Source organism: Enterococcus sp. DIV1307a, assembly GCF_050537425.1.
GTDB classification, from domain to species: Bacteria; Bacillota; Bacilli; order Lactobacillales; family Enterococcaceae; genus Enterococcus; species Enterococcus faecalis.
Genome location: NZ_CP172914.1, coordinates 1411120 through 1434003 on the forward strand (window position 1 = coordinate 1411120; position 22884 = coordinate 1434003).

Annotated in this window: 23 protein-coding genes and 2 pseudogenes; 6 read left to right on the forward strand and 19 right to left on the reverse strand. The window is 37.2% G+C overall.

Features of this window, described 5'->3' with window-relative positions:
- Positions 1–45: 45 nt before the first annotated feature.
- Positions 46–936, forward strand: a complete 891-nt coding sequence (locus IGL90_RS06860) for a LysR family transcriptional regulator (RefSeq protein ID WP_002369350.1) — start codon at positions 46–48, stop codon at positions 934–936.
- A gap of 8 nt (positions 937–944) precedes the next feature.
- Here IGL90_RS06860 and IGL90_RS06865 read toward each other — a convergent pair whose 3' ends face one another.
- From IGL90_RS06865 to ptb, 8 genes and pseudogenes are all read right to left on the reverse strand, one after another.
- Complete coding sequence (locus IGL90_RS06865; protein ID WP_002384478.1) at positions 945–1997, reverse strand: PTS sugar transporter subunit IIC; 1053 nt, start codon at positions 1995–1997, stop codon at positions 945–947.
- A 143-nt stretch (positions 1998–2140) separates the two neighbouring features.
- Positions 2141–3073, reverse strand: a pseudogene (locus IGL90_RS06870) (dihydrolipoamide acetyltransferase family protein); the annotation flags it as partial.
- Positions 3074–3268: 195 nt separating this feature from the next.
- Positions 3269–3439: pseudogene (locus tag IGL90_RS06875) on the reverse strand (biotin/lipoyl-containing protein); the annotation flags it as partial.
- A 23-nt stretch (positions 3440–3462) separates the two neighbouring features.
- Positions 3463–4449, reverse strand: coding sequence for an alpha-ketoacid dehydrogenase subunit beta (locus IGL90_RS06880; RefSeq protein ID WP_048736839.1), 987 nt, complete (start codon positions 4447–4449; stop codon positions 3463–3465).
- Between the two features lie 21 nt (positions 4450–4470).
- Positions 4471–5463 (reverse strand): thiamine pyrophosphate-dependent dehydrogenase E1 component subunit alpha, encoded by a 993-nt coding sequence (locus IGL90_RS06885; RefSeq protein ID WP_082153225.1) that lies wholly within the window; start codon positions 5461–5463, stop codon positions 4471–4473.
- A gap of 10 nt (positions 5464–5473) precedes the next feature.
- Positions 5474–6883 (reverse strand): dihydrolipoyl dehydrogenase, encoded by a 1410-nt coding sequence (gene lpdA, locus IGL90_RS06890; protein ID WP_010777656.1) that lies wholly within the window; start codon positions 6881–6883, stop codon positions 5474–5476.
- A 5-nt stretch (positions 6884–6888) separates the two neighbouring features.
- The gene (gene buk / locus IGL90_RS06895) at positions 6889–7971 is read right to left on the reverse strand and encodes a butyrate kinase (protein ID WP_048736842.1); all 1083 of its coding nucleotides are present in this window, start codon (positions 7969–7971) and stop codon (positions 6889–6891) included.
- Positions 7972–7989: 18 nt separating this feature from the next.
- Complete coding sequence (ptb, locus tag IGL90_RS06900) at positions 7990–8811, reverse strand: branched-chain phosphotransacylase (RefSeq protein WP_048736843.1); 822 nt, start codon at positions 8809–8811, stop codon at positions 7990–7992.
- A gap of 282 nt (positions 8812–9093) precedes the next feature.
- Between ptb and IGL90_RS06905 the strand changes: the two genes are divergently transcribed.
- Positions 9094–10128 carry a YdcF family protein gene (locus tag IGL90_RS06905; RefSeq protein WP_023895066.1) on the forward strand — a complete coding sequence of 345 codons (1035 nt, stop codon included), beginning with the start codon at positions 9094–9096 and terminating at the stop codon, positions 10126–10128.
- A gap of 59 nt (positions 10129–10187) precedes the next feature.
- Here the strand turns inward: IGL90_RS06905 and IGL90_RS06910 are convergent, their stop codons facing one another.
- Positions 10188–10910, reverse strand: a complete 723-nt coding sequence (locus IGL90_RS06910; protein ID WP_002379477.1) for a TraX family protein — start codon at positions 10908–10910, stop codon at positions 10188–10190.
- A 104-nt stretch (positions 10911–11014) separates the two neighbouring features.
- Positions 11015–11767: a DUF7006 family protein gene (locus IGL90_RS06915; RefSeq protein WP_016616339.1), complete on the reverse strand. Its 753-nt coding sequence runs from the start codon at positions 11765–11767 to the stop codon at positions 11015–11017.
- A gap of 196 nt (positions 11768–11963) precedes the next feature.
- Here IGL90_RS06915 and IGL90_RS06920 point away from each other — a divergent pair, with 196 nt between their 5' ends.
- The 4 genes from IGL90_RS06920 (at position 11964) to IGL90_RS06935 (ending at position 14903) form a co-directional block, all read left to right on the forward strand.
- On the forward strand, positions 11964–12758 hold the full coding sequence (locus IGL90_RS06920) for an SDR family NAD(P)-dependent oxidoreductase (protein WP_002379479.1): 795 nt from the start codon (positions 11964–11966) through the stop codon (positions 12756–12758).
- 128 nt (positions 12759–12886) lie between these two features.
- Positions 12887–13315, forward strand: coding sequence for a MarR family winged helix-turn-helix transcriptional regulator (locus tag IGL90_RS06925; RefSeq protein WP_002379481.1), 429 nt, complete (start codon positions 12887–12889; stop codon positions 13313–13315).
- A gap of 10 nt (positions 13316–13325) precedes the next feature.
- Positions 13326–14288: a ring-cleaving dioxygenase gene (locus IGL90_RS06930; protein WP_033594769.1), complete on the forward strand. Its 963-nt coding sequence runs from the start codon at positions 13326–13328 to the stop codon at positions 14286–14288.
- A 12-nt stretch (positions 14289–14300) separates the two neighbouring features.
- Positions 14301–14903: an alpha/beta hydrolase gene (locus IGL90_RS06935; RefSeq protein ID WP_048736848.1), complete on the forward strand. Its 603-nt coding sequence runs from the start codon at positions 14301–14303 to the stop codon at positions 14901–14903.
- 79 nt (positions 14904–14982) lie between these two features.
- Here IGL90_RS06935 and IGL90_RS06940 read toward each other — a convergent pair whose 3' ends face one another.
- From IGL90_RS06940 to IGL90_RS06980, 9 genes are all read right to left on the reverse strand, one after another.
- Positions 14983–15951 carry an NADP-dependent oxidoreductase gene (locus IGL90_RS06940; protein ID WP_002394481.1) on the reverse strand — a complete coding sequence of 323 codons (969 nt, stop codon included), beginning with the start codon at positions 15949–15951 and terminating at the stop codon, positions 14983–14985.
- 90 nt (positions 15952–16041) lie between these two features.
- Entirely contained in the window at positions 16042–17325 is a 1284-nt protein-coding gene (locus tag IGL90_RS06945; protein WP_002357458.1) for an ABC transporter permease, read from the reverse strand.
- Positions 17326–18006, reverse strand: a complete 681-nt coding sequence (locus tag IGL90_RS06950; protein WP_002357457.1) for an ABC transporter ATP-binding protein — start codon at positions 18004–18006, stop codon at positions 17326–17328. It abuts the gene before it with no gap.
- A 192-nt stretch (positions 18007–18198) separates the two neighbouring features.
- Positions 18199–18930: a hypothetical protein gene (locus tag IGL90_RS06955; RefSeq protein WP_002371093.1), complete on the reverse strand. Its 732-nt coding sequence runs from the start codon at positions 18928–18930 to the stop codon at positions 18199–18201.
- 1 nt (position 18931) lies between these two features.
- Positions 18932–19786, reverse strand: coding sequence for an ATP-binding cassette domain-containing protein (locus IGL90_RS06960; RefSeq protein WP_002366745.1), 855 nt, complete (start codon positions 19784–19786; stop codon positions 18932–18934).
- Positions 19783–20151, reverse strand: coding sequence for a GntR family transcriptional regulator (locus IGL90_RS06965; RefSeq protein WP_002357453.1), 369 nt, complete (start codon positions 20149–20151; stop codon positions 19783–19785). Before IGL90_RS06965 ends, IGL90_RS06960 begins: the two co-directional genes overlap by 4 nt.
- A gap of 148 nt (positions 20152–20299) precedes the next feature.
- Complete coding sequence (locus IGL90_RS06970; RefSeq protein WP_002357452.1) at positions 20300–20749, reverse strand: hypothetical protein; 450 nt, start codon at positions 20747–20749, stop codon at positions 20300–20302.
- A 114-nt stretch (positions 20750–20863) separates the two neighbouring features.
- Complete coding sequence (gene lepB / locus IGL90_RS06975; protein WP_002382369.1) at positions 20864–21418, reverse strand: signal peptidase I; 555 nt, start codon at positions 21416–21418, stop codon at positions 20864–20866.
- A gap of 17 nt (positions 21419–21435) precedes the next feature.
- Positions 21436–22878 (reverse strand): S41 family peptidase, encoded by a 1443-nt coding sequence (locus tag IGL90_RS06980; protein WP_002379484.1) that lies wholly within the window; start codon positions 22876–22878, stop codon positions 21436–21438.
- Positions 22879–22884 lie beyond the last annotated feature (6 nt).

The window sequence follows — 22884 nt, forward strand, 5'->3', positions numbered from 1 at the left end:
CAAGCACATTTGTGTAAGCGCTTTTAAAAAGAAAGGGAGTTTCTGATGAATATTCAGCTTTTAAAGTACTTCATTGAAATTGTTAATACCCGCAGTTTATCGGCGGCCGCTCGCAATTTATTTGTCACCCAACCAACACTTTCTTTAGCATTGAAAAAAATGGAATCTGAGTTAGGCACAGCGTTGTTTGATCATTCTGATCAACCGTTTCAATTGACCGATACTGGTGTTTATTTATATGAACATGGCCAAGAAGTTGTTTTTCAATTCGATCAATTGGTAACAGATATTCGTGAAATGAACCAGAAACCAGTTAAAAAGCAATTGCGTTTAGGGTTAACTACTTTATTTGCTGTACAATTTATGAAAGAAATTTCACGATTTTTAACAACCCATCCACATGTGAATTTAATATTACAGCAAGACGGCTCGCCAAAATTACAAACGATGTTAGCAAATAAAGAAATTGATATGGGACTAATTTCTTTCCCAAATACCTTACCTGAAATTATTCATATTGAACCTTTAGAAACGACTACCAAAGGCTACCATGTTTATGTCGTGGTACCAGAATCAAATCCTCTCTCCCAATATGAAAAATTAACTTTTAAAGATTTGAAAGATCAACGATTTTCATCGTTAAGTGATAATTTTATGATTGGTCGCCTACTACTAGATCGGACTCGGAGCTTCGGTTATGAGCCGAATATCATTTTGCATAACGATGATTTACAAGTACTTCTTTATAGTTTACAAAAAAATAATTCGATTTGTTTGCTGCCGATTGAATATTATGAAGTGGGAAAAAGTCAAGGACTGAAATGGATTCCTTTAAAAGATAAGTTTGACTATTTCCCCATCGGCATTGCTTTGCGCCGCGATTTTAGTCTGACAGAAGATGTTAGAGATTTTATCCAAATCATTAAAGAAAATTAATGGATAGCCTAGCCTTGATAAGCAAAGACGACTTTACTATCATAAAGTTTCAACACTTTTTCAAATAAGAATTTTGAGAATAAACCCGCGACAATTGGAACAACAAACCAAGAAAAGAGTAAAGGTAAGATCCCTAAGCCCGCATCCAATGAAGCAAGTGGCCCCACGAGTCCAACCAAGCCAAATCCAGCCGATTGTGGGGTTCCTGAAATGTTGAATAGAACCACAGGAATTGCTGAAATAGTCGCTGTAAATAAACAAGGAATTAAAATAATTGGGTATTTAAATAAGTTAGGCATCATCATTTTCATACCGCCCAAAGAGACAGCCAGTGTCACTCCCGATTGGTTGACATTCCAAGAATTAATCACAAGAACAACAGTTGTGGCTGCAATTCCCATTGCGGCAGCACCTGCAGACAAGCCATTCAACTGAATCGCCAAACCGATTGCCACAGTAGTGATTGGTGAAATAATCAGTGCAGCAAATGAACAAGCAATTAAAATACTCATGATAATTGGCTGGAAATCAGTAAAATTGTTAATCACTTTCCCAATGGCAACCGTGATCTGTGTCACATATGGGTAAATCAACATGCCAAACAAGCCTGCACCTACTCCAACAACGATCGGTAAAGCAATGATTTCCACTGAACCGAATTTTTTATCAATGACTAATAAAAGTAAGACTGCAACAGAAGCGGTAATCATAATATTAATGATGTCACCAGTACCTGCACCAATAAAGCCTTTCACTTCTGAATTAAATTTAATCACGCCAGAGCCAGCAAATGCTGCACCGCCAGCAATCATCATTTTCTGTGGCGTTAAGCCAAATTGAAAAGCAATCAGTCCACCAATAATTAAAGGGGTGGCTAGTTGGAAAATTTGCGCCGCATGAATAATCATTTCGATAATCTTGTATTCTGCAAAATATTTTAAAATGGCTCCTAATACAGCATTGGGAATTAAGGCGATAATGGTGCCGGAAGCTGTTCCAGCTAACACTTTGTTAAAAAATATTCTTGGGGTTAATTGAGCATCCAGTTTATCAGTGGGCATTTTCAACACTCCTATTGATTATTTTTGTTTTTTTAAAACAAGTTTGAGAATGATTGAACTTTCTGTTAGATAAAGAGCGGCCTCAAAGAAGAGCGCTTATTTCTTTGAGGCGCTTTTTATTTAACTAAAGCAAGGAACGATTTTTAATATACATCCGTATCCGCATTATATTTCGCTAAATTATCTTTAACATCTCGCAAGAACTTACCTGCTTGTTGTCCATCTAAAATTCGATGATCAATAGAAAGACATAAGTTAACCATATCTGCCACTTTAAAGCCTCCATCTGCGGTTGGCACAAGGCGTTTATTAATTGACTCTACTTGTAATATCGCAGCTTGTGGATGGTTAATAATTCCCATCGATTGGACGGAACCTAGTGTTCCAGTATTATTAAGAGTAAAGGTCCCTCCTTGCATTTCCTTGCTTGCTAGCGTTCCTTGTCGGACTTCTTGTGCCAAGCGATTGATTTCTTTAGCTAGCCCTGCAATCGAATAGTTATCCGCTTGTTGAATCACTGGCACGTAAAGATGCTCGTCTGTCGTTACAGCTATGGATAAATTAACATCTTTATGATAAATAATTGAGCCATCATCCCAAGATGTATTGATTTTTGGATTTTTCTTTAACGCTTGAATGACTGCTTTGGCAAAAAATGGGAAGAAGCTTAGAGATAGGCCCTCTTGTTGTTTAAATTCATCTTTTAATGAATTTCTAAGTTGGACTAAGTTGGTCACATCCGCTTCCACCATTAACCAAGCGTGAGGGATTTCGTTGACACTTTGGACCATTTTTTTAGCAATCGCTTTACGTACAGGATCTGCAGAGACAATTTTATCTGTGGTTGTTTCAGTTGGACTAGCTGTTGCGGCGCTTTCATTTTGCGAAGCAACTGGCTCCTCTGAATTTGAAGGGCTAGTTCCTGGACTCACTGTTTTATCAGGTGTTCTTGCCTGTGTTGGTGTAAAGTTTGTAACATCTTTTCTAGTAATCCGACCATCACGACCTGTCCCTGTAACTTGTGTTAAATCAATCTTTTTTTCTTGGGCAATTTTAAGGACTGCTGGGGAATAACGACCATTATTTTTTTGATGGGACGTCGCAGTGCTTGTTGTTTCAGCCGTTTCATGTTCTTGTGCTTGTTCCGCACTTGCTTCTTTCACTGGTGCTAAAGTAGCTACTTCTGTTTCTTCTGTTGTTTCTTCTGTCTCTAACGTCATCACCGCTGTTCCGATGGGCACATCTGTATCTAGAGAAATCAGAAATTCTTTTACTACACCATCAAAATCTGATGGGACTTCCGTGGTGACTTTATCAGAAACGACTTCCATTAAGGGATCATAGCGTTTCACTGCATCTCCTGGTTTAACTAACCATTGGACAATGGCTGCCTCTGTGACACTTTCGCCTAGATGAGGCATTTTGATTTCTTTTGTGGCCATTTATTTTTTCCTCCTTGCTTCAATTAAAATTCTGCTAATTCTTTCATTGCTGCTAATACTTGCTCTTCATTGATTAAAAATTCTCTTTCTAAAGGTAATGCATAAGGCATGCTTGGACAATCAGGTCCTGCAAGTCGTTGAATCGGTGCATCTAAATCAAAGAGAGCATCTTCTGAAATCATTGCCGCAATTTCACTCATCACGCTGCCTTCTTTATTGTCTTCTGTTACGAGTAAAACCTTCCCTGTTTTCTTAGCTGCAGCTACTAATGTTTCGTGATCTAAAGGATATAATGAGCGAACATCGACGATTTCGGCATCAATTCCTTCAGCGGCTAGTTTTTCCGCCGCAGCTAAAGCTAATTGCAAGGTCATGCCGTAACTAATCACGGTTAAATCACTACCCGTTCTAACGACATTGGCTTTGTCAATTGGTACGATATAATCATCTGCAGGCACTTCATCTTTTAGTAAACGATATAAACGCTTATGTTCGTAAAAAATGACTGGATCATCGGAACGAATCGCTGCTTTAATCATCCCTTTTGCATCATAAGGATTAGAGGGGGTCACAACTCTTAATCCTGGTTGTCCACAAAAAACTTTTTCTGTAGACTGAGAATGATACAGCCCACCACGAACACCGCCGCCATAAGGTGTCCGATAAACGATTGGCGCAGTCCAATCGCCTTTTGTTCTATAGCGCATTGTCCGAGCCTCTGATAACAATTGATTGGTTGCAGGCAAAATGTAATCCGCAAATTGAAATTCACCAATTGCGCGATAGCCCATTAAACCTAAGCCGACAGCTAAACCACCAATTAAGCCTTCTGTTAACGGTGTATTAAAACAACGCTCGTCACCGTATTTAGCAGCCAAGTCCTTTGTTACACCGAACACGCCGCCTTTGTCGCCGCCGACATCTTCTCCAAAAATAACTACTTTTTCATCACGAGCCATTTCTTCAGAAATTCCTAAGTTAATTGCTTCTAAATAAGTCATCTCAGCCATTATATTTCTTCTCCTCTTCTCTTATTTTGCATACACTTCTTCTAAAATTGATGTCGGTACAGGATCTGGCATTGCTTCTGCTTCATCCGTTGCTTGATTGATTTCTGCACGAATTTCTTCATCAATTTTGGCAATGTCTTCGTCTGTTAAATAGCCCTCTTCTAATAATTGTTTTTCAAAAAGCTTCACTGCATCGTTCTTTTTCATCTCTTCAATTTCTTCTTTTGAACGATAAACAGATTGATCATCGTCAGCGGAATGAGAAGTCAAGCGAGAAACCATTAATTCAATCAATTTTGGTCCTTTTTTCCCGCGAGCCGCTTTTACTGCTTCTTTAAACGCTAGATAGACTTCAGTAAAATCACTACCATCAACGGTTACACCTTCAAAGCCATAAGCTTTCGCGCGATCGGCCATTCGTTTATTGGCATACTGTTCTTCAATTGGGACAGAAATCGCATATTCATTATTTTCAACAACAAAAATGACTGGTAATTTTTTTACGCCTGCAAAGTTCATAGCTTCTTGGACTTCTCCTTGATTGGCAGAGCCTTCCCCAGTGGTGGTCAATGCAACAAAATCAGCCTTTTGAAGTTGCGCTGCATAACCAACACCTGTCGCTAATGGCATTTGTGTACTTACTGTTGAAGAGAAGGAAACAATATTATGCTCTTTTGAACCATAATGATTCGGCATTTGACGACCATGGGAAGAAGGATCCGCTTCTTTTCCAAAAGAACCCATTAAAATATCTTTGGAGGTCATGCCCCAAACCAAGCACGCGGTCATATCACGATAATACGGTAAAAAATAATCTTTTTGAGGATCAAAAGCCATCACCATCGCTACTTGTGCAACTTCTGCCCCTTGACCAGAAATATTGAAAGAGGTCTTACCAATCCTTGTTAATTGCCACAACCGTTCGTCTAAACGACGTCCTCGTAGTACTTGACGATATGCCTGAATCAATTCTTCTTTTGATAAACCTGATTTTTTAAGCGCTTTCATTTTCATCAACCTTTCTCTATTTGTGAATCGCTAAGCCATAAGTATCTAAGGCTGCTTCTTGCAATACTTCTGTCATTGTTGGATGCGCATGGATTGCTTCACCAATTTCAATGGGCGCGGCATCTAAATACATGGCAGTACTTGCTTCGGCAATTAAATCCGTGACATGTGGCCCAATCATAGAAACCCCTAATAAATCATCGGTCTTCTTGTCACGAATTACTTCTATAAAGCCATCTGTTTCTCCATAAACAAGTGATTTACCATTACCATTAAAATTAAAGGTGCCAATCACTACTTCTTTATCTGCTGGCAAAGTTTCTCTAGTATAGCCGACACTTGCTATTTCAGGATTTGTATAAACACCTCGAGGCACGTTTGTATAATTTAAAGGTTCAACTGTCTCGCCTAAAAGATGCTGAACAGCTAGCTCTCCTTCTTTCATAGCCACATGCGCTAGTTGAAGTGTATCAATACAATCACCAATCGCATAAATATGTCCTTCTGTGGTTTGATAAAATTCATTTACTTCAATGCCTTTGTCAGTATATTTCACTGAGGTATTCTGTAACCCTAACTTATTGATATTGGGTTGACGACCAATTGCTACCATGACTTTGTCAACAGTGAGGGTTTCTTGTCCTGCAACTTCTACTTGAACCTTCTGTCCGGTAACTTTCGCTTCTTGGACTTTGCTACCTAATAAAATGTTAATTCCTCGTTGCTCTAAACGTTTCTTTAATTCTTTAGAAATTGTTGCACTCTCATTTATAAGTAAACGATCCAAAAATTCAATGATAGTTACGTTGACACCTAAACTATTTAATAAAGAAGCCCACTCGACACCAATAACGCCACCACCAATAATTGCAATTGATTCTGGTAGCTCTTCTAATTCAAGCATCCCATCAGAAGATAAGATAAATTCTTCATCCAGTGGCAAATTAGGTAACGTTTTAGGACTAGAGCCTGTCGCAATAATGACATTTTTAGGAACGATAATTTCTTCTTCCCGTGTTGGATCATTAAACGTAACTGCCACTGCGCCAGAGACTGGTGAAAAAATAGAGGGACCTAAAATCGCACCTTCGCCTGCTAAAATTTTGATTTTATTTTTCTTGCATAAGCCTTCAACACCTTTGTGTAACTGCTCAATAATTCCTTCTTTCCGTTGTTGTATTTTAGAAAAATCAATGGACGCTGCCTCTGTTTCAATCCCAAAAGAAGCCGCTTGTTTTAAGGTATCAAAAACCTCTGCGCTTCTTAATAAAGCTTTTGTAGGGATACAGCCTTTGTGCAAACAAGTGCCACCTAATTTGTATTTTTCAACAATTGTGACGTTTAGCCCTTTTTGTGCGGCTCGAATTGCTGCTACATAGCCTCCTGTTCCGCCACCTAAAATCAGTAAATCTGTTTGTTCCGCCATTTTGATCACTCCTGCTCAATTTTTGCTTCACTATAATTTAAAGCTTGTTCTTCCCCTGTTAATACTCGATTGACGCCTTCATATAAAGCAGCCATCTCCATTTCACCTGGGTAAACCTTAATTGGTGCAATCCAAGTGATTTTTTGACTAATTTCTTGAACAACGGTTTGCGAGTAGGCTGCGCCCCCTGTTAAAATAATTGCATCAATTGTGCCTTCAAGAACTACGGCCATCTCGCCAATACTTTTTGCGATTTGGTAACACATTCCTTTTAAATAGTAATTTGCTGTTTGATCATCTGCAGCTATTTGTGCTTGGATATGCCGTAAATCTGTTTCACCTAGGTATGATTTAAGACCGCTATTCCCCGCAATTAGCTTTTTCACTTGGCTAATCGTTAACTCCTGTTCAAGTATCCATTGCGCAAATTCAACGAGCGGTAAGGCGCCACTGCGTTCAGGCGTATAAGGACCTTCACCATCAAGCCCATTTACCACATCCACCATGCGGCCTTTTTGATGCGCCCCCAAGCTAATGCCCCCACCTAAATGAACAACGATAAAATTGCTTTGCTCATATGTTTTTCCTAAATCCTCAGCGATTTTTCGAGCGACCGCTTTTTGATTTAAGGCGTGACCAACGCTACGCCGCTGAATGCCTTTTAATCCAGAAATCCTGGCTAATGGCTGTAGCTCATCTACAACAACAGGATCGACAATAAAGGCTGGCACGTGATATTTTTCTGCAAACTCATTAGCTAAAATCGCCCCTAAATTTGAAGCATGGGTATTAAAGCGTTCTGTCCGCAAATCTTCTAGCATTTGTTGATCGACAAGATACGTACCGCCAGGAATAGGCTTAAGCAAACCACCACGCCCCACGACAGCGGCTAATTGTGTGATGTTATGTGTTTCTAAAAATTCCGCGATCATTTGTTTTCGAAATGATGTTTGACTGACAACATTTTCAAAAGGTGCCAATTCTTGGACGCTATGTCTAAGCGTTTCTTCCGCCAAGCAATCATGATTAGCAAAAAGCGCTAACTTCGTGGAGGTCGAGCCAGGATTAATAACCAATACTGTTTCCATTGTTTTCTGCTCCTTTTTTTAAACTTGTCTCATGGCAAATCTTAATGAATGGAATTTGCTTTCTGTCGAATCGCTTCTAGATGTTAAAACGACTGGGACTTTTGTGCCAACAATCGTTCCTCCCACCTTGGCGTGCCCAAACAAGGTTAATGATTTGTATAAACAATTGCCAACATCAATAGTTGGGACCACTAAAATATCTGCATCCCCCATGATAGGACCGCTGTAACGTTTATGCGCAACCGCTTCTTCAGAGGTCGCTAAATCAAGCGAAAGTGGACCAAAAACCGTAGCCTCTTGTTGATCATTAAAATGTGCCGTGACTTCTTTTGCTAAAACAGACGAAGGCATTTTAGGATTGAAATTTTCCGCTGCGCTTAACAAAGCAATTTTCGGGTGGTGCAGTCCCAATTTTTGGGCGACTTCTTTAGCATTTTCAACAATTTCAATGAGTGTCGCTTGAGTGGGGGCGATATTCATCGCACAATCGGTTAACAAGAAGGTTTTCCCCGCAGGCAGCTCCACCATTGCTACATGGGAAAGAATCGGTTTATTTTTTAATTGATGCTCACTTTTCAACATTTCTTTTAGTAATGTGTGGGTCTGAATAATTCCTTTCAATAAAATTTGTGCTTGACCGGTTGCAACTAGACTGACAGCTTCCTGTGCTACCGCGGCCTCATCTGAGCAATGAACATATTTCCAGAGATTTTCAGTATCAAGATTTTCGCTTGTATCAAATACAATAAACTGCAACGGTTGCTCGGCTTCTTTTAGTGCTTTTTTAACTAGCTGTAAAATCTCTGGTTGTGAACCTCCTGCAATTGAAACAGTGATCATTTTCTCACCTCATTTTTTCTTCTTTACACTTTAAATCTACCTTAGTATGTAAGCGCATACAAATTGTTAATTTTTATGCCCTTATTAATATTTTTTATAGAGAAGGAAAAGCTTAGTAAATCAAGCTTTTCCTTCTCTAAACAATCGTTATCTAATTTACTTTTCATGAAAAAACTTCTTTTCTAAGAATGAAAGGAAAACTTATACTTCGGCACAGCTGTTTATTTATGTCAGATCCTAAAGCATGTTATACTTTAGATACTTATTTTTAGGAGGAATTAAATGGCACTACTACTATTCTTTTTGTTTATCGCCCTACTAGGATTTGGTATATTAAAAATTAATAACCGCAGTATCCTCGGCGGTATCACTCTGGCTTCCGGCACCTTATTGTCATTAGTCACCTTACTATTTATCGGATTAGACAAAATTTATTTACATTTTAAGAATGGCGACCTAATTACCTTGGCCATTGCTTATCTATTAATTCCCGCTGTGTTTATCGGCATTTGCCTTTACTTTATTTTTAACTCACGTACGATGCAAACGAAAGAAGGCAAAAGTGTCACGGCTAAATTGTCGGCGGGCTTAGGGCTGAACTTATTAATTGCTTTACCAGCCTTTCTATATTTATTATCAGTTGGCACAGCGCAAATACCTTATATGCTTTTTCTGTTCTTACTTTTTCTATTGTTAATGGATCTTTTACTGACCTTTCTATTTGCTGCTTACGTCTTGTATTCATGGATGTACCAAATGATTCCTTTAAAAAAAGCGGTTGATTATATCATTGTTTTAGGTTCGGGAATTCGTAGCGAGGAAGTACCTCCACTTTTGAAGAGTCGGTTAGATAAAGGGATTGAATATTATGAAAAAAATCCCACCGCTAAATTTGTAGTCAGCGGTGGTAAAGGTCCTGACGAACCTGTGGCCGAAGCTTTCGCAATGAAAAAATATTTGCTTTCACAAAATATTCCTGCAGAAGCAATTTTGATGGAGGGCCAATCCACAACCACTTATGAAAATATGTTGTTTTCTAAAGCAATAATTCAGGCAGATTGGCAAAAGATGCCGTCTGATTCTAAACAACCCTCTGTTATTTTTTCAACAAATAACTATCATGTCTTACGAGGAGCTATGTATGCCCATCGTGTCGGCTTAAAAGCTGAAGGTGTCGGGGCGCCAACTGCCTTATATTTTTTACCAACTGCTCTAATCCGAGAATACATTGCCTTACTGGTTCATGATAAGCGAATTGTGCTTTTTGTTTTTCTACTTGTCACTCTTCTTTTAGGAATCAGTATCTTACCCATCTAAAAAAATAGCGACTCACAAAAATGTGAGTCGCTATTTTTATTTTTTTAATATAAAAAGGTTTAATGAACGTAATTGGCTATCAATGCAATCAGCCATAAATGAAGCGGATAGAATCCGTAAAATAAATATTTGAAAAATGGTGCTTTGCTCCCTCTCTCACCATTGTAAAGCAATATAAATGGTAACACAGTGATAAACATAAAATCAGAATTATAAGCTAACATTTCAATTGTCGTTGGCCAATCTCCCAACCATTGAAAACTTGTAACTAAGAAAAAGAGCGCTAATGCACCATATAAACAGTTCCGTAAGACAAGTCTCTTTCTGGCTAAATACGTAATCAACATAAAAGGTAACATCACAATGCCACCTTCAGCAAACATTGCTCCTATTCCTAAAATTGCTAATATACTAATCAATAAAACAATTTTTAAACTGATTTTTGGCATTTCTAGCATCGCTTTTGTCACAATTAACATACTGACACCAAGGGCTAAGGTGAAGAAAATATTGTTGTGAACAGCGACAGCTGGATTATTCACTAAATGATTTAGCAGCGTATTTCCAACAAACATGATTGCTGCCCAAATATACAAACGACCATTGTAACGATAAACATTCCGTGTATAGTTGAACCCTTCTACAGCCATGTAACCAAAAAACACACCGACACAACGAGTAATTACATGAAAAATCAGTGCCCATCCTGGCGGAACAAAATAACTAATATGGTCAAGAACCATTAACCCCATCATCAATAACTTTAAGCGATTTGCGTTCATGAATCGTCTCCTTTATTTTTTCTACAGAAACTATCATATCTTTTTATATAACAGAAAACAACGAACATTCTTGTTAGATTCAACCATTCTTTTTGTCACTTTCGTTAAACTTGGTACCGCAAAGATAAATCTTCAAATAAATAATGTTGGTATTTAAATTGTTCAAAATGAATTTTTCGAATTTCTTGCTTAATGGCTGTTAAACATTCATCGACCGTCATCAATGATTCTTCTTTTAGAAGCGCCTCTTCTATTAATAATTTGCATTGGCAATCAATCAATAAAAGTTGACTATAGAATGTGTAAAATGTTTCTTTATTTAATTTTTCAATCAAATTTTTAGCTTGATTCTGCAGCTTTTGATAATATTTGGTCAATTTTTGATAATCCATTAAATCAACTAACTGACCTTGTTTTAACATGTTACTAAAGTCTAAATCCCAAAGCATTTCTTTAGTCGGCTGTTGCAATAAATAATACATAGAATGACTACTAATAATTTCAGTGGTCGGTTCTTCAATTGTTTCGTAAAAAGTTACAAAATATTCTCGCTCAATCACAGTAATAATTTCTTCTTCTGAAAGCTCACAATCTTCTAAATTTTGATAGAATATCAATAATTTAATCCGCTCATCTATTTTATTCAGCGAAGCGACTAATTCAGGAAAAAGAACCGACTGACAATTCTCTACTAATTCTCTTGCCTTATTTTGTTCATTTTTATAAAAGTTGTATAACTTTTTCCGCTGTTTTAACGAGTTTAATAAGTTATCGGGTATATTCCAGTAATATTGTTTCTTCATAGCATTCCCACTCTTCTTTTTTATGTACAATTTTACAAAATTGGTCTTTGCCAATTTCGTCTCTAGTTATTCTATCAAAAAAGTGACGCTTTTTTACTGACAATAATTACTCGTTTTACGCCCAAAAAGTGAAAACTCAGCTGTTAAGTAATTATTGGGGCTTGTTTCTCGCGGGCCGAAAAAACTTTTTCCTTTTAAAAGTCCAGAAAAAGACCTACACTAGAGATAGACAAACGTTGGAGGGATTTAAATGGATTTACACTTAACGAAGAAATTAGCATTAATTACTGGTTCAACCAAAGGAATTGGCAAAGCAATTGCGATTGAAATGGCTCGTGAAGGGACCGATGTCATTATCAATGGGCGCAATGAAGCCGAAGTAATCAAAGTTGTTGAAGAAATACAAACAATGTTTCCAGACACTCATCCTCAAGCAGGGACTGCCGATATTTCCATTGAAAGTCAACGAGCTACTTTACTTGAAAAATTCCCTAAAGTCGACATTTTAGTGAACAATATGGGGATTTTTGAGCCAATGGAATACTGGGACATCGATGACGCCACTTGGGAAAAATTTTTTACTGTGAATGTGTTGTCAGGCAATGCATTAGCAAAAGCTTATCTACCTAAAATGCTTGCACAAGATTTTGGTCGCATTATTTTCATCGCTAGCGAAGAAGCGGTGATGCCTTCTGGCGAAATGCCCCAATATAGCATGACAAAAACGATGAATCTTTCCTTAGCTAAAAGTTTATCCAACTTAACTGTCGGCACACATGTCACCGTTAACACGGTTATGCCTGGCTCAACCCTTACCGAAGGTGTAGAAAAAATGTTGGAAGATATGTACGCTGATTCAGACATTCCCAAAGAGGATTGGGAAAAAGATTTCATGAAAAATCATCGTTCTCGTTCACAAATCCAACGGCTCATTCGACCAGAAGAAATTGGTCGTTTTGTTACCTTTGTGGCCAGCCCGGATTCTTCTTCATTCTCAGGCGAAGCCTTAAGAATCGATGGCGGCTTAGTTCCAACGATCTTCTAAATTAAACAAAAAAGACAGCCAGAAAAAATTCACATTTTTTGCTGGCTGTCTTTTTAAGCATATTAATTGATTACTTACCAAAAGTAAGTTATATTTATCTCGAATTCGAAATAAAAAGAGGTGAAACAATGACCCAACAGCAAGAAGCTTTAAAAGCCTATATCGGTTTATTAAGAACCAGCCATCAACTAGAGCAACTTGCCAAGCAAGATGTCACTTGTTATGACTTAAACATTACAGAATTTTCAGTATTAGAGCTGTTACTCCATAAAGGTCCTCAGACCATCCAAAAAATTAAGGAGAAAATTTTAATCGCTAGCAGTAGCACCACTTATGTTATTGACCAATTACATAAAAAAGGCTATGTAACGCGCACCCCCAGTGAAAAAGACCGACGCATTACTTACGTTGAATTAACAGAAGCTGGAAAAACATTAATTGAAGAAATTTTCCCGATGCATGCAAAGCGAATTGCAGAAGCATTTGAACAACTCTCTTCTGAAGAATTAACTCTTCTTCAAAAAACTTTACGAAAAATAACAAATGAAACGAAATGAGGAAATAATGATGAAAAAAGAAGATCAATTATTAGGAATCCACCACGTTACAGCTATGACAAGTGATGCAGAAAAAAACTATCACTTCTTTACAGACGTTTTAGGGATGCGTTTAGTCAAAAAAACAGTGAATCAAGATGATATCTATACTTACCATACCTATTTTGCTGATGATTTGGGTACACCAGGTACAACCATGACCTTTTTCGATTTTCCCAATAACCCTAAAGGATTAAAAGGAACCAATACAATTTCAAGAACAGGGTTCCGGGTTCCTTCAGATGCAGCTTTGACTTATTATGAAAATCGCTTTAATAAATTTGCGGTCAAACACACAGGTATTTCTGAAGAATTTGGCAAAAAAGTCCTTCGCTTCTGGGATTTTGATGATCAAGCGTATCAATTAATCTCTGATGAATTAAATCAGGGCGTTGCAGCGGGCACCCCTTGGAAAAAAGGACCTGTTCCAACAGAATTTGCGATTTATGGCTTAGGACCTGTCGAAATAGCTATTTCCTATTTTCATGAATTCAAAGAAGTCTTTGAAGAAATTCTAGGCTTTCACCTAGTGGCACAAGAAGGCAATCGCTATTTACTAGAAGTTGGCCAAGGTGGCAATGGTGCCCAAGTCGTTTTGGTAGACGATGATACTAGCTCACAAGCACAACAAGGATATGGTGAAGTACATCACGTTGCATTCCGCCTAGCGGATCGTAAATCACTTGGGACTTGGCAAGCGCTCTTTGATCATTTAGGCTTACAAAACTCTGGCTATGTCGATCGTTATTATTTTGAATCATTGTATGTTCGCATTGGGCATATTTTAGTCGAATTAGCCACCGATGAACCAGGATTTATGGGGGATGAACCTTACGAAACATTAGGAGAAAAGTTATCTCTTGCACCATTTTTAGAAAACCGTCGTGAGTATATTGAGAGTGTTATCAAGCCTTTCAATACAAAACGAGCCTAAGGAGGAAAAAACATGCATTCAATTTTTAAAAAAGGACATCCTGAAGCACCTGTCTTTGTGCTACTTCACGGTACAGGTGGTGATGAAACATCTCTCCTACCAATTGCCCAAGAACTAAATAAACAAGCCACTGTACTAAGTATTCGTGGTGATGTTTCAGAAAATGGAATGAATCGTTATTTTAAGCGCCTAGCGGAAGGTCATTATGACTTAGAAGATCTAGAAAAACGCGGTGAGGCGCTTCATAAGTTTATTCAACAAGCCGCTAACGAGCATCAATTTTCATTGGATAAAATTATTTTTATTGGCTATTCAAATGGGGCCAATATCGCTATTCAATTATTGCTTACTCATCCCGGCAGCTACCATCAAGCTGTCCTCTATCATCCCATGTTTCCTGTTGAATTGACCAATCAACCAGACTTGACCGCCACTTCTGTTTTATTATCTCTAGGAGAGCATGACCCGATTGTCCCACTTCCTGAAAGTATGCGTGTGATTCAATTATTTCAGAATCATGGAGCAACCGTACAAGAGGTTTGGACACAAAGTCATCAATTAACTTATCAAGAAATTAAGGAAACACAAACTTGGTTGGTACATCTGTCCTCTTAACAAAAAAGTGGGTCCTAAGTCGAAATGACTTAGGACCCACTTTTTCTATTTTAAGATAATTCACTGTCTGAGCTTCTTTTTATTCTGCCATTTGAACAACTATTTTACCAACTGCATGGTGCGTTTCACTGAGTGCATGTGCATCATAAATCCCTTGTCTAGAAAAAGGGAAAACTTCACCAATAATTGATTTCACTTTTCCAGCTGCCATCAAATCAGCAATTTTTTGTAATTGTTCTCCATTTGGTTGAAGCCAAATACTTTCAGCAGAAATATTTTTTTCGGCTGCCAATTGTTTATCTTCAATGCCCACAATTGAAACAAGACGACCGGTGTTTGGTTTTAAGACGTCAAAACTATTTTTTTGAACCTCACCACCCATTGTATCAAAGACCAAATCAACATCAGCTAATACCTCTGCAAAATTCGTTGTATGATAATCAATCACTTCATCTGCACCAATTTTTTTCAGTAAAGCATGATTTTTTGCGCTAGCGGTCGTGATGACATGTGCGCCCGCTTCTTTTGCTAGTTGAATCGCATAAGTACCGACCCCACCTGCACCCGCATGAATTAAAACAGTTTCTCCTTCTTTAAGGTGACCATGATCAAACAATGCTTGCCAAGCGGTTAAACCAGCCAACGGAACGGCAGCCGCTTCTTCAAAGCTAATTGTTTCAGGGATTTTTGCTAATAAATGATCATCCACAATCGTTACTTCTGCATAGGTACCAAAACGAGTAGTTTCAGGACGAGCAAAAACTTTATCGCCAACTTGCCAATCCGTTACTTGACTCCCCACCTCTGTAATCACACCAGCGACATCCCAACCAAGAATAATCGGAAAGGACCAATCAAACATCTGTTTTAAATATCCTTCACGCAATTTCCAATCAATCGGATTAATTGATGTCGCGTATTCTTTTACCAACACTTGATGTTCCGATAATTCTGGCAGTGTTACTTCTGCTTCTTCAAGTACCTCTTTACTTCCGTACTGATTAATCACAACAGCTTTCATAAACCAACTTCCTCTCATTTGTTTCATTTTTCACACTTTTAGTATACGCCTATTGCCTTCTTTTTATATAAGAATATGCTTTAGTTAAATTGAGAGAAAGTAGCTGTTTTTAGTCTATTATTCATAACGTAAAGATTCAATTGGATCTAATTTTGCTGCTCTTCGAGCTGGTAAAGTTCCTGCTAAAAAAGCAATAAACATAATAACTAAGATAATCGTTAATGAAGATGGCAATGAAAATTGAATTAATTTAAATCCTGTTAAAGCCTTTAAAAAAGAATCCGTTGCCAAACGATTAACTAAATTTCCAACCCCAACAGCTCCTAAAATGCCTAATATTGAGCCAAAAAAGCCAATTAAAGCCGCCTCAACACTAAAAATTGTAAAGACTTTCCCATTGCTAAGTCCCATGGCTTTCATTAAACCAATTTCTCGCGTTCTTTCTTGGACAGACATATACAGCGTGTTAATAATGCCAAAGCTTGCAGCTAACAAGGCAATTGCACCAAACATGGTTAAAACACCAGTGATTGCATTGATTATATTACGAATCATGCCAATTTCATCTTCGACAGTAGTCGCTAAATAGCCAGCTTTATCTAAATCTTTTTTGATGTCCTTAATCTGCTCTGGCGTGCTGTCTTTTTTAACTTCAGCAATAATCATCGCGTATTGATTTTTTAAATGTTCTGGAAGATCTGCTTGATTGATTGAGACAACTTTATCAATCAATGCTTTATTCATCAGCGAGAGCCCATTTTGAATGACACTGGCATTTCTAACGCCAACAATTTTTGCTTCAATAACTTGCTCTTGTCCTTTCAAGGAACTTGAGATACCTAATTGAACTGTTTCTCCCACGGCAGCTTTACTAGATGTATAGCCGAGCGCTTTTACATATTCTGGTGACAAATTAATTTCGAAGTCCTGGCTCGTTTGCGAAACTTTACGGCCAGCCGCTAAATCAATGGTCATCTCATCTAGCGCAGAAGTAGCTGAAAATACATATTTATGCTTATCTGCTCCTTTTATATAATCGATAGCAACGGATTTCATTGGTTCCACTGATGTAACATCCGAGATTTTTTTAATCTTCTCAATATCTTTTTCAGCAAGCATACTTTGTTGTTGAATCGTACTGGTTTTTTTCTCTGGATTATATTTACTTGGTTCTGTTCCGTTACCAACATTCATCTCCATTTTTGGCTGAATAAATAGCTGATTTGCACCACCGACACTGCCGACTTGTTTGTCAATATAATCATTTACACCAATATTGACTCCTGTAGTTAAAGCTATGGTAAATGCTCCAATAAAGATTGCAATAATGGTCAATACGGTTCGACCTTTATTACGCATTAAATTGGTACTAGCTGATTTTAAAATATCTCTAAATTTCATTTACTCATCTCCTCCTACAATCAAGCCGTCTCGAACATGAACTTGCCGATCACAACGTGCTGCTAAGTCTGGATCATGTGTCACAATAATTAAGGTAATTCCTTTATTTTTATTTAAATCAAATAACAATTCTTCAATTTTCTTCCCAGTGGCAGAATCTAAATTCCCTGTAGGTTCATCTGCAAAAATAATTTGCGGATTATTAACTAAAGCACGCGCTATACATACCCGTTGTTTTTGGCCACCAGATAAATTATTCGCTTTATTTTGAACTTTATCTTCCAAACCGACTGCTTTTAACGCATCTAAAGCCATCTTTTTCCTCTTGCTACCGGAAATCCCACCAATTTTTAATGGTAAAAGAACATTATTTAAAACTGTATCCTTGGCATTCATAAAGAATTGTTGAAAAACAAAACCAAATTCTTCATTTCTCGTTTTATTCAGCACTTTCTTTCTAATACTAGTAACATTTTTACCATTTAAATAAATATCTCCTGAAGTTGGTTGATCTAGCAATGCCAAAATGTGCATAAATGTTGATTTCCCAGAGCCACTTTTACCAATTATGGCCACAGATTCACCTTTTTCAACTTTTAAATCAACACCTTTTAACGCATCAAATTTTGTTTCGTTCTTTCCATAACTTTTTTTAATATTTTTTGCTTCAATTACCGCCATGTTACCCCTCCATTTTTCATTCTTTGTCGTTTACTTATTTACAAAGTTTTTTACTCTTTTCATACTCCTTTCTTCTCTTTCTATTTTGACGGAAGCCCTTTCCTTTGTCATGGTACTTCCGATGTATCTCTCAATTAAAACAATAAGAACATGTTCCAAATTCACCTCATTGAACATGTTCTTATTAATTAGTTATGCATTTACGCGTTTAATTTCACGATGTTTATTCAATAAATAGGCCAAACCAAGATTAATGCCCACAAAGCAACTGATTGTCAGAAGAAGTGGCAGGACAGTAAAACCAGTGGATTGATAACCAACCATTGCTTGCAAGACATGGAGCATTCTCAGGCGCATTGGTGCCCCCCCTAATTGTGCAATCGTGCCCAGTAAAATAGGAATCATTAATAACAGCAATAAAACAATGAGTTTTTTTACGCCATCTATCCGATCATTAAAGACACCTGCTAACAAGCCAAGTGAGCCGCTAAGCATTAGTAAGATAAAAAAGAGCAACCACGACATGAAAAAGTTTCCTTGCGCATAGACATCAATTAATTTCATTGATAATTGAAAATGAGAAATGAAATTGCCGCTAAATACTTTAATCAGTACAAGTACAGCCAAGGATCCAACCAAAGATAAAATAGCATTACTTACAAAATTCACCAAAAAAATTGTCCAGCGGGAAAGCCCGTTTTGAATAAACAGTTTAAAATCTGTGTTTACCCCTAAAAATGATAGTATCCCCATAAAAACCAGACAAGGAATTACTGCATCAGAGCTGACAGTATTTACGTCGTTAGAAAAGAGCAAGCCAATAAGAGGAAAAAGAATGCCGAACAAAGCATAAAAGCCAAAATAAATTGCTAAGGAACGGACTTGATAAATAACACGATACCGCAAAGCTGTTTTAAATTTCATTTTACTTTTCCTTCTTTCTATTGGTTAATTGTACAAAATATGTTTGTAAATTTAGCGGCGCAATTTGAACCTCTGCTTTTTCAGTCGGCAAGTCGCCGTACACGTAAGCCGTAACTGCTCCACCTAAAGTGTCCATGCCTAAGATTTCCAATGACTGAGTATAGCGCTCTACTTGTTCTTTCGGCCCAGAAACAATGCGACCGTTTTTCAAAATTGTTTCAATAGATTCTGCGCGAATCAATTTTCCTTGATCAATGATGATAATATCTTCTAATAAATTCGCAATTTCTTCAATCAAATGGGTAGAAATCACAAACGTACGGGGACGTTCTTGGTATGTCTCAATTAAATAAGTATAAAATAATTCCCGATGATTGGCGTCTAAACCTAAGACTGGCTCATCTAAAAAAATATACTCACAGGGGACGGATAGCGCCACTATTAGTTTAGCAATACTCCGATAACCAGTTGATAATTTTTTGAATGTCTTTTTACCATCTAAATCAAAATCGCTTAACATTTGTTCGGCTAAAGACCAGTCAAAGGATCCATAAAAACCTTCAGTCGTTTTAAAAATATCTTTAATTTTTAACTGAGGAGGAAACAAATTATCTTCACTCATTAAGTAAATATGAGTCAAAGCAGCCTCATTATCGGTCACTGTTTCTCCCGCCAATTTAACGGAACCTGAAGTGGCAAAACTTCGATTATTTATGATATTTAATAACGTACTTTTACCAGCCCCGTTTCTGCCTAAGAGCCCATAAATCGTTTCTTTTTCAAAAGTAATTGAAATATTATCTAGTGCTTGTTTTTGATGATATTTTTTACTTACTGATTCCACCCGCAAACTCATGCGTCATACCCTCTTTCAATTAGTTGTTTTAATTGTTCAGCTGTAATCCCTAATTTTTTAGCTTCTGCGACAACTTCTAAGACTTCTTTATTTAAAAATTCTTCTTTCCGTGCACTTCTTACTCTCTCTTGAGCGCCTGGTAAAACAAACATGCCAATCCCCCGTTTCTTTTCAATCAACTGTCGTTCTACTAATAAATTCATTCCTTTTAAAACGGTGGCTGGATTGATTTGATAACTTTTTGATATTTCTGTGGTTGAGGGAATTTGTTCGCCTTCTAAGTAAGCGCCATTAAAAATTCCTTCGGCAATCTGATCGGCTACTTGCTGAAATAAAGGCTTTTCCCCCGAAAAATTAAATTCCATTTTTACACCTCGCTTAAACGGTTAACTACTTATGTAACTAACTATATATCCTAGAAATTCTTTTGTCAATAAAAAAACCATTGTTTCCAAAGAAATTTTTCTTTGAAAACAATGGCTATACTTTTGAGTTTATTGAATGGTTTCGTTCTTATAGGGTTCCATTGTATAACAATTCATCGGTTGTTTCGTTGACAATTTTTAAGCGATTTTGTTTTTTTATCAAAATACTTTTATAGGTCGTTCCTGTAGCCTTTTCTTCCATCACAAGAATGCGTTTATACTCATTATCAGTGACTTTCTTAATCGTTGTTTGATTTAAGGACGGGATTTTTTCTTTTAGCGTTTTTTCTTCCGCCAGACCTTTTAAGATTTCTGATTCTGTAGTGGAACTTGTGGATTTACTAGAATCGCTTGATACACCTTCGTTATTAGACGCACTTTCAGATGACTTGCGACTTGATTCGGTTACTTTAGGCTGTGATGATTCACTGGTATTAGTTGAATTCATTTGAGTTTGGGTTTGATTCCCACATGCACCAATTAGCAACCCAACGCCTAAGATAGAACTTGCTAAAATTGTTTTTCTAATCATTTGCATGACCTCCTACATCTATCATTACTTTAACCTTAACATTTTTCAGCTAAGAGAACAATTTTTCAGATTAGAAAAGACCACTAGTCGTTATTTAAATAAACGAACTAGTGGTCTTACTTATTTAGGAATGATCTTCATATGAGTGAGTGGGTAATAAACAAATTGTGCTTTCCCTAAGATTTGATCTGCATGTATTGCACCAAAAGAACGGCTGTCTTTGGACATACGGCGATTATCACCAAGCACAAAATAGCTATCTTTAGGTAATTTTTCTTGCATTAACAATTCTTTTGAATCAAAATTCGTAGTGTAAGGCATCGTTTCATGATCTTTTTTTCTGTTTTTAGTTAAATACGGTTCAGCGATTGGCTGATTATTGACATATAATTGATCGTTTTCGTAACGCACAGCTTCTCCTGGTAAACCAATCACACGTTTAATCAGAATCGATCCTGTATCTGTTTTAAAGACCACCACATCAAACCGTTTAATGGCGGAGAATTTTTCCATCACAATCATATCTCCTTGATTCAAGGTTTTTTGCATAGAATGGCCATCCACCCGAACAGGAATCAGGAAAAATCCTCTTAAAATAAAAACGGCTACGATTGCTGGTACTAAAATTTTCAGAAAGTACATTAAATACCCAACATAATCACGTTTCTTCTTCAACTTCGTGCCACCTTTTTCTAGTTTTTTTGAATTTCTTTGACTGCTGTATCGTAAGCAGCGTCATTTTCAAGAATTAATTTACCTAAAGTGGCTTCAATTTTTGTGGCTGTTTCATTGTCGATTTCTCCAGTTACAGGCAAGCCATTTTTCTGTTGAAGATCGCTAACCGCTGCTTTTGTTTCTGCGGTGTAGTTTGCATTGTTTTCATCAACAGGATACGCTAATACAGCTAAAATAGCATTTAAGTTCTGAATATCTTCAGATTGATCTCCTTCTTTTAGCGTTTTATCGCGAGGAATCAATTTTAAATAGGCATACTCGGGGTAATCAGCTTTGATGGTTGGTTCAATTCCTTTTTCGTTGATCCATTCGCCTTTTGGTGTTAACCATTTTAAAACAGTCAATTTTATTTCGGTTTGGTCATTTAAATCTTTCACCGTTTGGACCGTTCCTTTGCCAAATGTTTTCGTTCCAATTAATGGGACATTCGCAGATTCATGCAGTGCTGCAGCAAAAATTTCGGATGCACTGGCACTATTGCCATCAATGATAACTGCAACAGGTTCTTTTACTTTAAAGCCGCCGTCTAATTCTTTGGAAGCAACTTCTTTCATCGTACGTCCTTTTTTGTCTTCAAATTGAACAATTGTTTCGCCATTTTTTAAAAACATACTGGCCATTCGCTCTGCTTGATCTAGCAGTCCACCAGGATTTTGGCGTACATCAATTACAAAGGATTTAGCTCCTTTGTCACGTAAATTCGTGATTGTTTCTTTCAATTCTTGATATGTTTTTTTACCAAAGGACGTAATTTTAATCGAGCCAATTTGTGCATCATTTTTGTCTAACTCACCAGTCACTGTTTTAACGGGAATTTTCCCACGTTTGATGGAGATATTTTTAGTTTCTCCCTCTCTTTGGATAGTCAATTCAACGGAAGTTCCTTTTTTACCTCGGACTTTTGAGACGACTTCTGCTAGTTTCATCCCTTTTGTAGCTGTACCATCAACTTTTTCAATAATATCGCCTTCTTTGATTCCCGCTTTTTCAGCTGGGGAATCTGCTACAGGGGCCTCTGCTACAACTGGTTCGCCATCTTTCATTGTCATAGTGGCACCAATTCCTTCAAAATCGCCAGATAAGCTTTCGTTTAAATTATTGGCAGCAGATTCATTTAGATAAGTTGAGTATGGGTCTCCAATAGCTTCAGACATGCCTTTTAAGGCGCCTTCAACTAATTCATTTTTATCTACTTCACCTACATAATTGGTACTAATTTCATTATATAAATCCTGCACTTTGCTTAAATCAGCATTGGTAATTGCCCCTTCTTGACTCATCTTTTTAACACGATGATCAAAATAAATATAACTACTTCCTCCAGCTAAAAATGCGACACAGAGGAGCGAAATAATATATTGATAAAAAGGAACAGTTCGTTTGTTCTTCATAGATTTCATCTCATT

Coding starts and splice junctions, on each gene's coding strand:
- IGL90_RS06860 (WP_002369350.1), top strand. CDS start 46: ATGAATATTCAGCTTTTAAAGTACTTCATTGAAATTGTTAATACCCGC.
- IGL90_RS06865 (WP_002384478.1), bottom strand. CDS start 1,997: ATGCCCACTGATAAACTGGATGCTCAATTAACCCCAAGAATATTTTTT.
- IGL90_RS06880 (WP_048736839.1), bottom strand. CDS start 4,449: ATGGCTGAGATGACTTATTTAGAAGCAATTAACTTAGGAATTTCTGAA.
- IGL90_RS06885 (WP_082153225.1), bottom strand. CDS start 5,463: ATGAAAATGAAAGCGCTTAAAAAATCAGGTTTATCAAAAGAAGAATTG.
- lpdA (WP_010777656.1), bottom strand. CDS start 6,883: ATGGCGGAACAAACAGATTTACTGATTTTAGGTGGCGGAACAGGAGGC.
- buk (WP_048736842.1), bottom strand. CDS start 7,971: ATGGAAACAGTATTGGTTATTAATCCTGGCTCGACCTCCACGAAGTTA.
- ptb (WP_048736843.1), bottom strand. CDS start 8,811: ATGATCACTGTTTCAATTGCAGGAGGTTCACAACCAGAGATTTTACAG.
- IGL90_RS06905 (WP_023895066.1), top strand. CDS start 9,094: ATGGCACTACTACTATTCTTTTTGTTTATCGCCCTACTAGGATTTGGT.
- IGL90_RS06910 (WP_002379477.1), bottom strand. CDS start 10,910: ATGAACGCAAATCGCTTAAAGTTATTGATGATGGGGTTAATGGTTCTT.
- IGL90_RS06920 (WP_002379479.1), top strand. CDS start 11,964: ATGGATTTACACTTAACGAAGAAATTAGCATTAATTACTGGTTCAACC.
- IGL90_RS06925 (WP_002379481.1), top strand. CDS start 12,887: ATGACCCAACAGCAAGAAGCTTTAAAAGCCTATATCGGTTTATTAAGA.
- IGL90_RS06930 (WP_033594769.1), top strand. CDS start 13,326: ATGAAAAAAGAAGATCAATTATTAGGAATCCACCACGTTACAGCTATG.
- IGL90_RS06935 (WP_048736848.1), top strand. CDS start 14,301: ATGCATTCAATTTTTAAAAAAGGACATCCTGAAGCACCTGTCTTTGTG.
- IGL90_RS06940 (WP_002394481.1), bottom strand. CDS start 15,951: ATGAAACAAATGAGAGGAAGTTGGTTTATGAAAGCTGTTGTGATTAAT.
- IGL90_RS06945 (WP_002357458.1), bottom strand. CDS start 17,325: ATGAAATTTAGAGATATTTTAAAATCAGCTAGTACCAATTTAATGCGT.
- IGL90_RS06950 (WP_002357457.1), bottom strand. CDS start 18,006: ATGGCGGTAATTGAAGCAAAAAATATTAAAAAAAGTTATGGAAAGAAC.
- IGL90_RS06955 (WP_002371093.1), bottom strand. CDS start 18,930: ATGAAATTTAAAACAGCTTTGCGGTATCGTGTTATTTATCAAGTCCGT.
- IGL90_RS06960 (WP_002366745.1), bottom strand. CDS start 19,786: ATGAGTTTGCGGGTGGAATCAGTAAGTAAAAAATATCATCAAAAACAA.
- IGL90_RS06965 (WP_002357453.1), bottom strand. CDS start 20,151: ATGGAATTTAATTTTTCGGGGGAAAAGCCTTTATTTCAGCAAGTAGCC.
- IGL90_RS06970 (WP_002357452.1), bottom strand. CDS start 20,749: ATGCAAATGATTAGAAAAACAATTTTAGCAAGTTCTATCTTAGGCGTT.
- IGL90_RS06980 (WP_002379484.1), bottom strand. CDS start 22,878: ATGAAATCTATGAAGAACAAACGAACTGTTCCTTTTTATCAATATATT.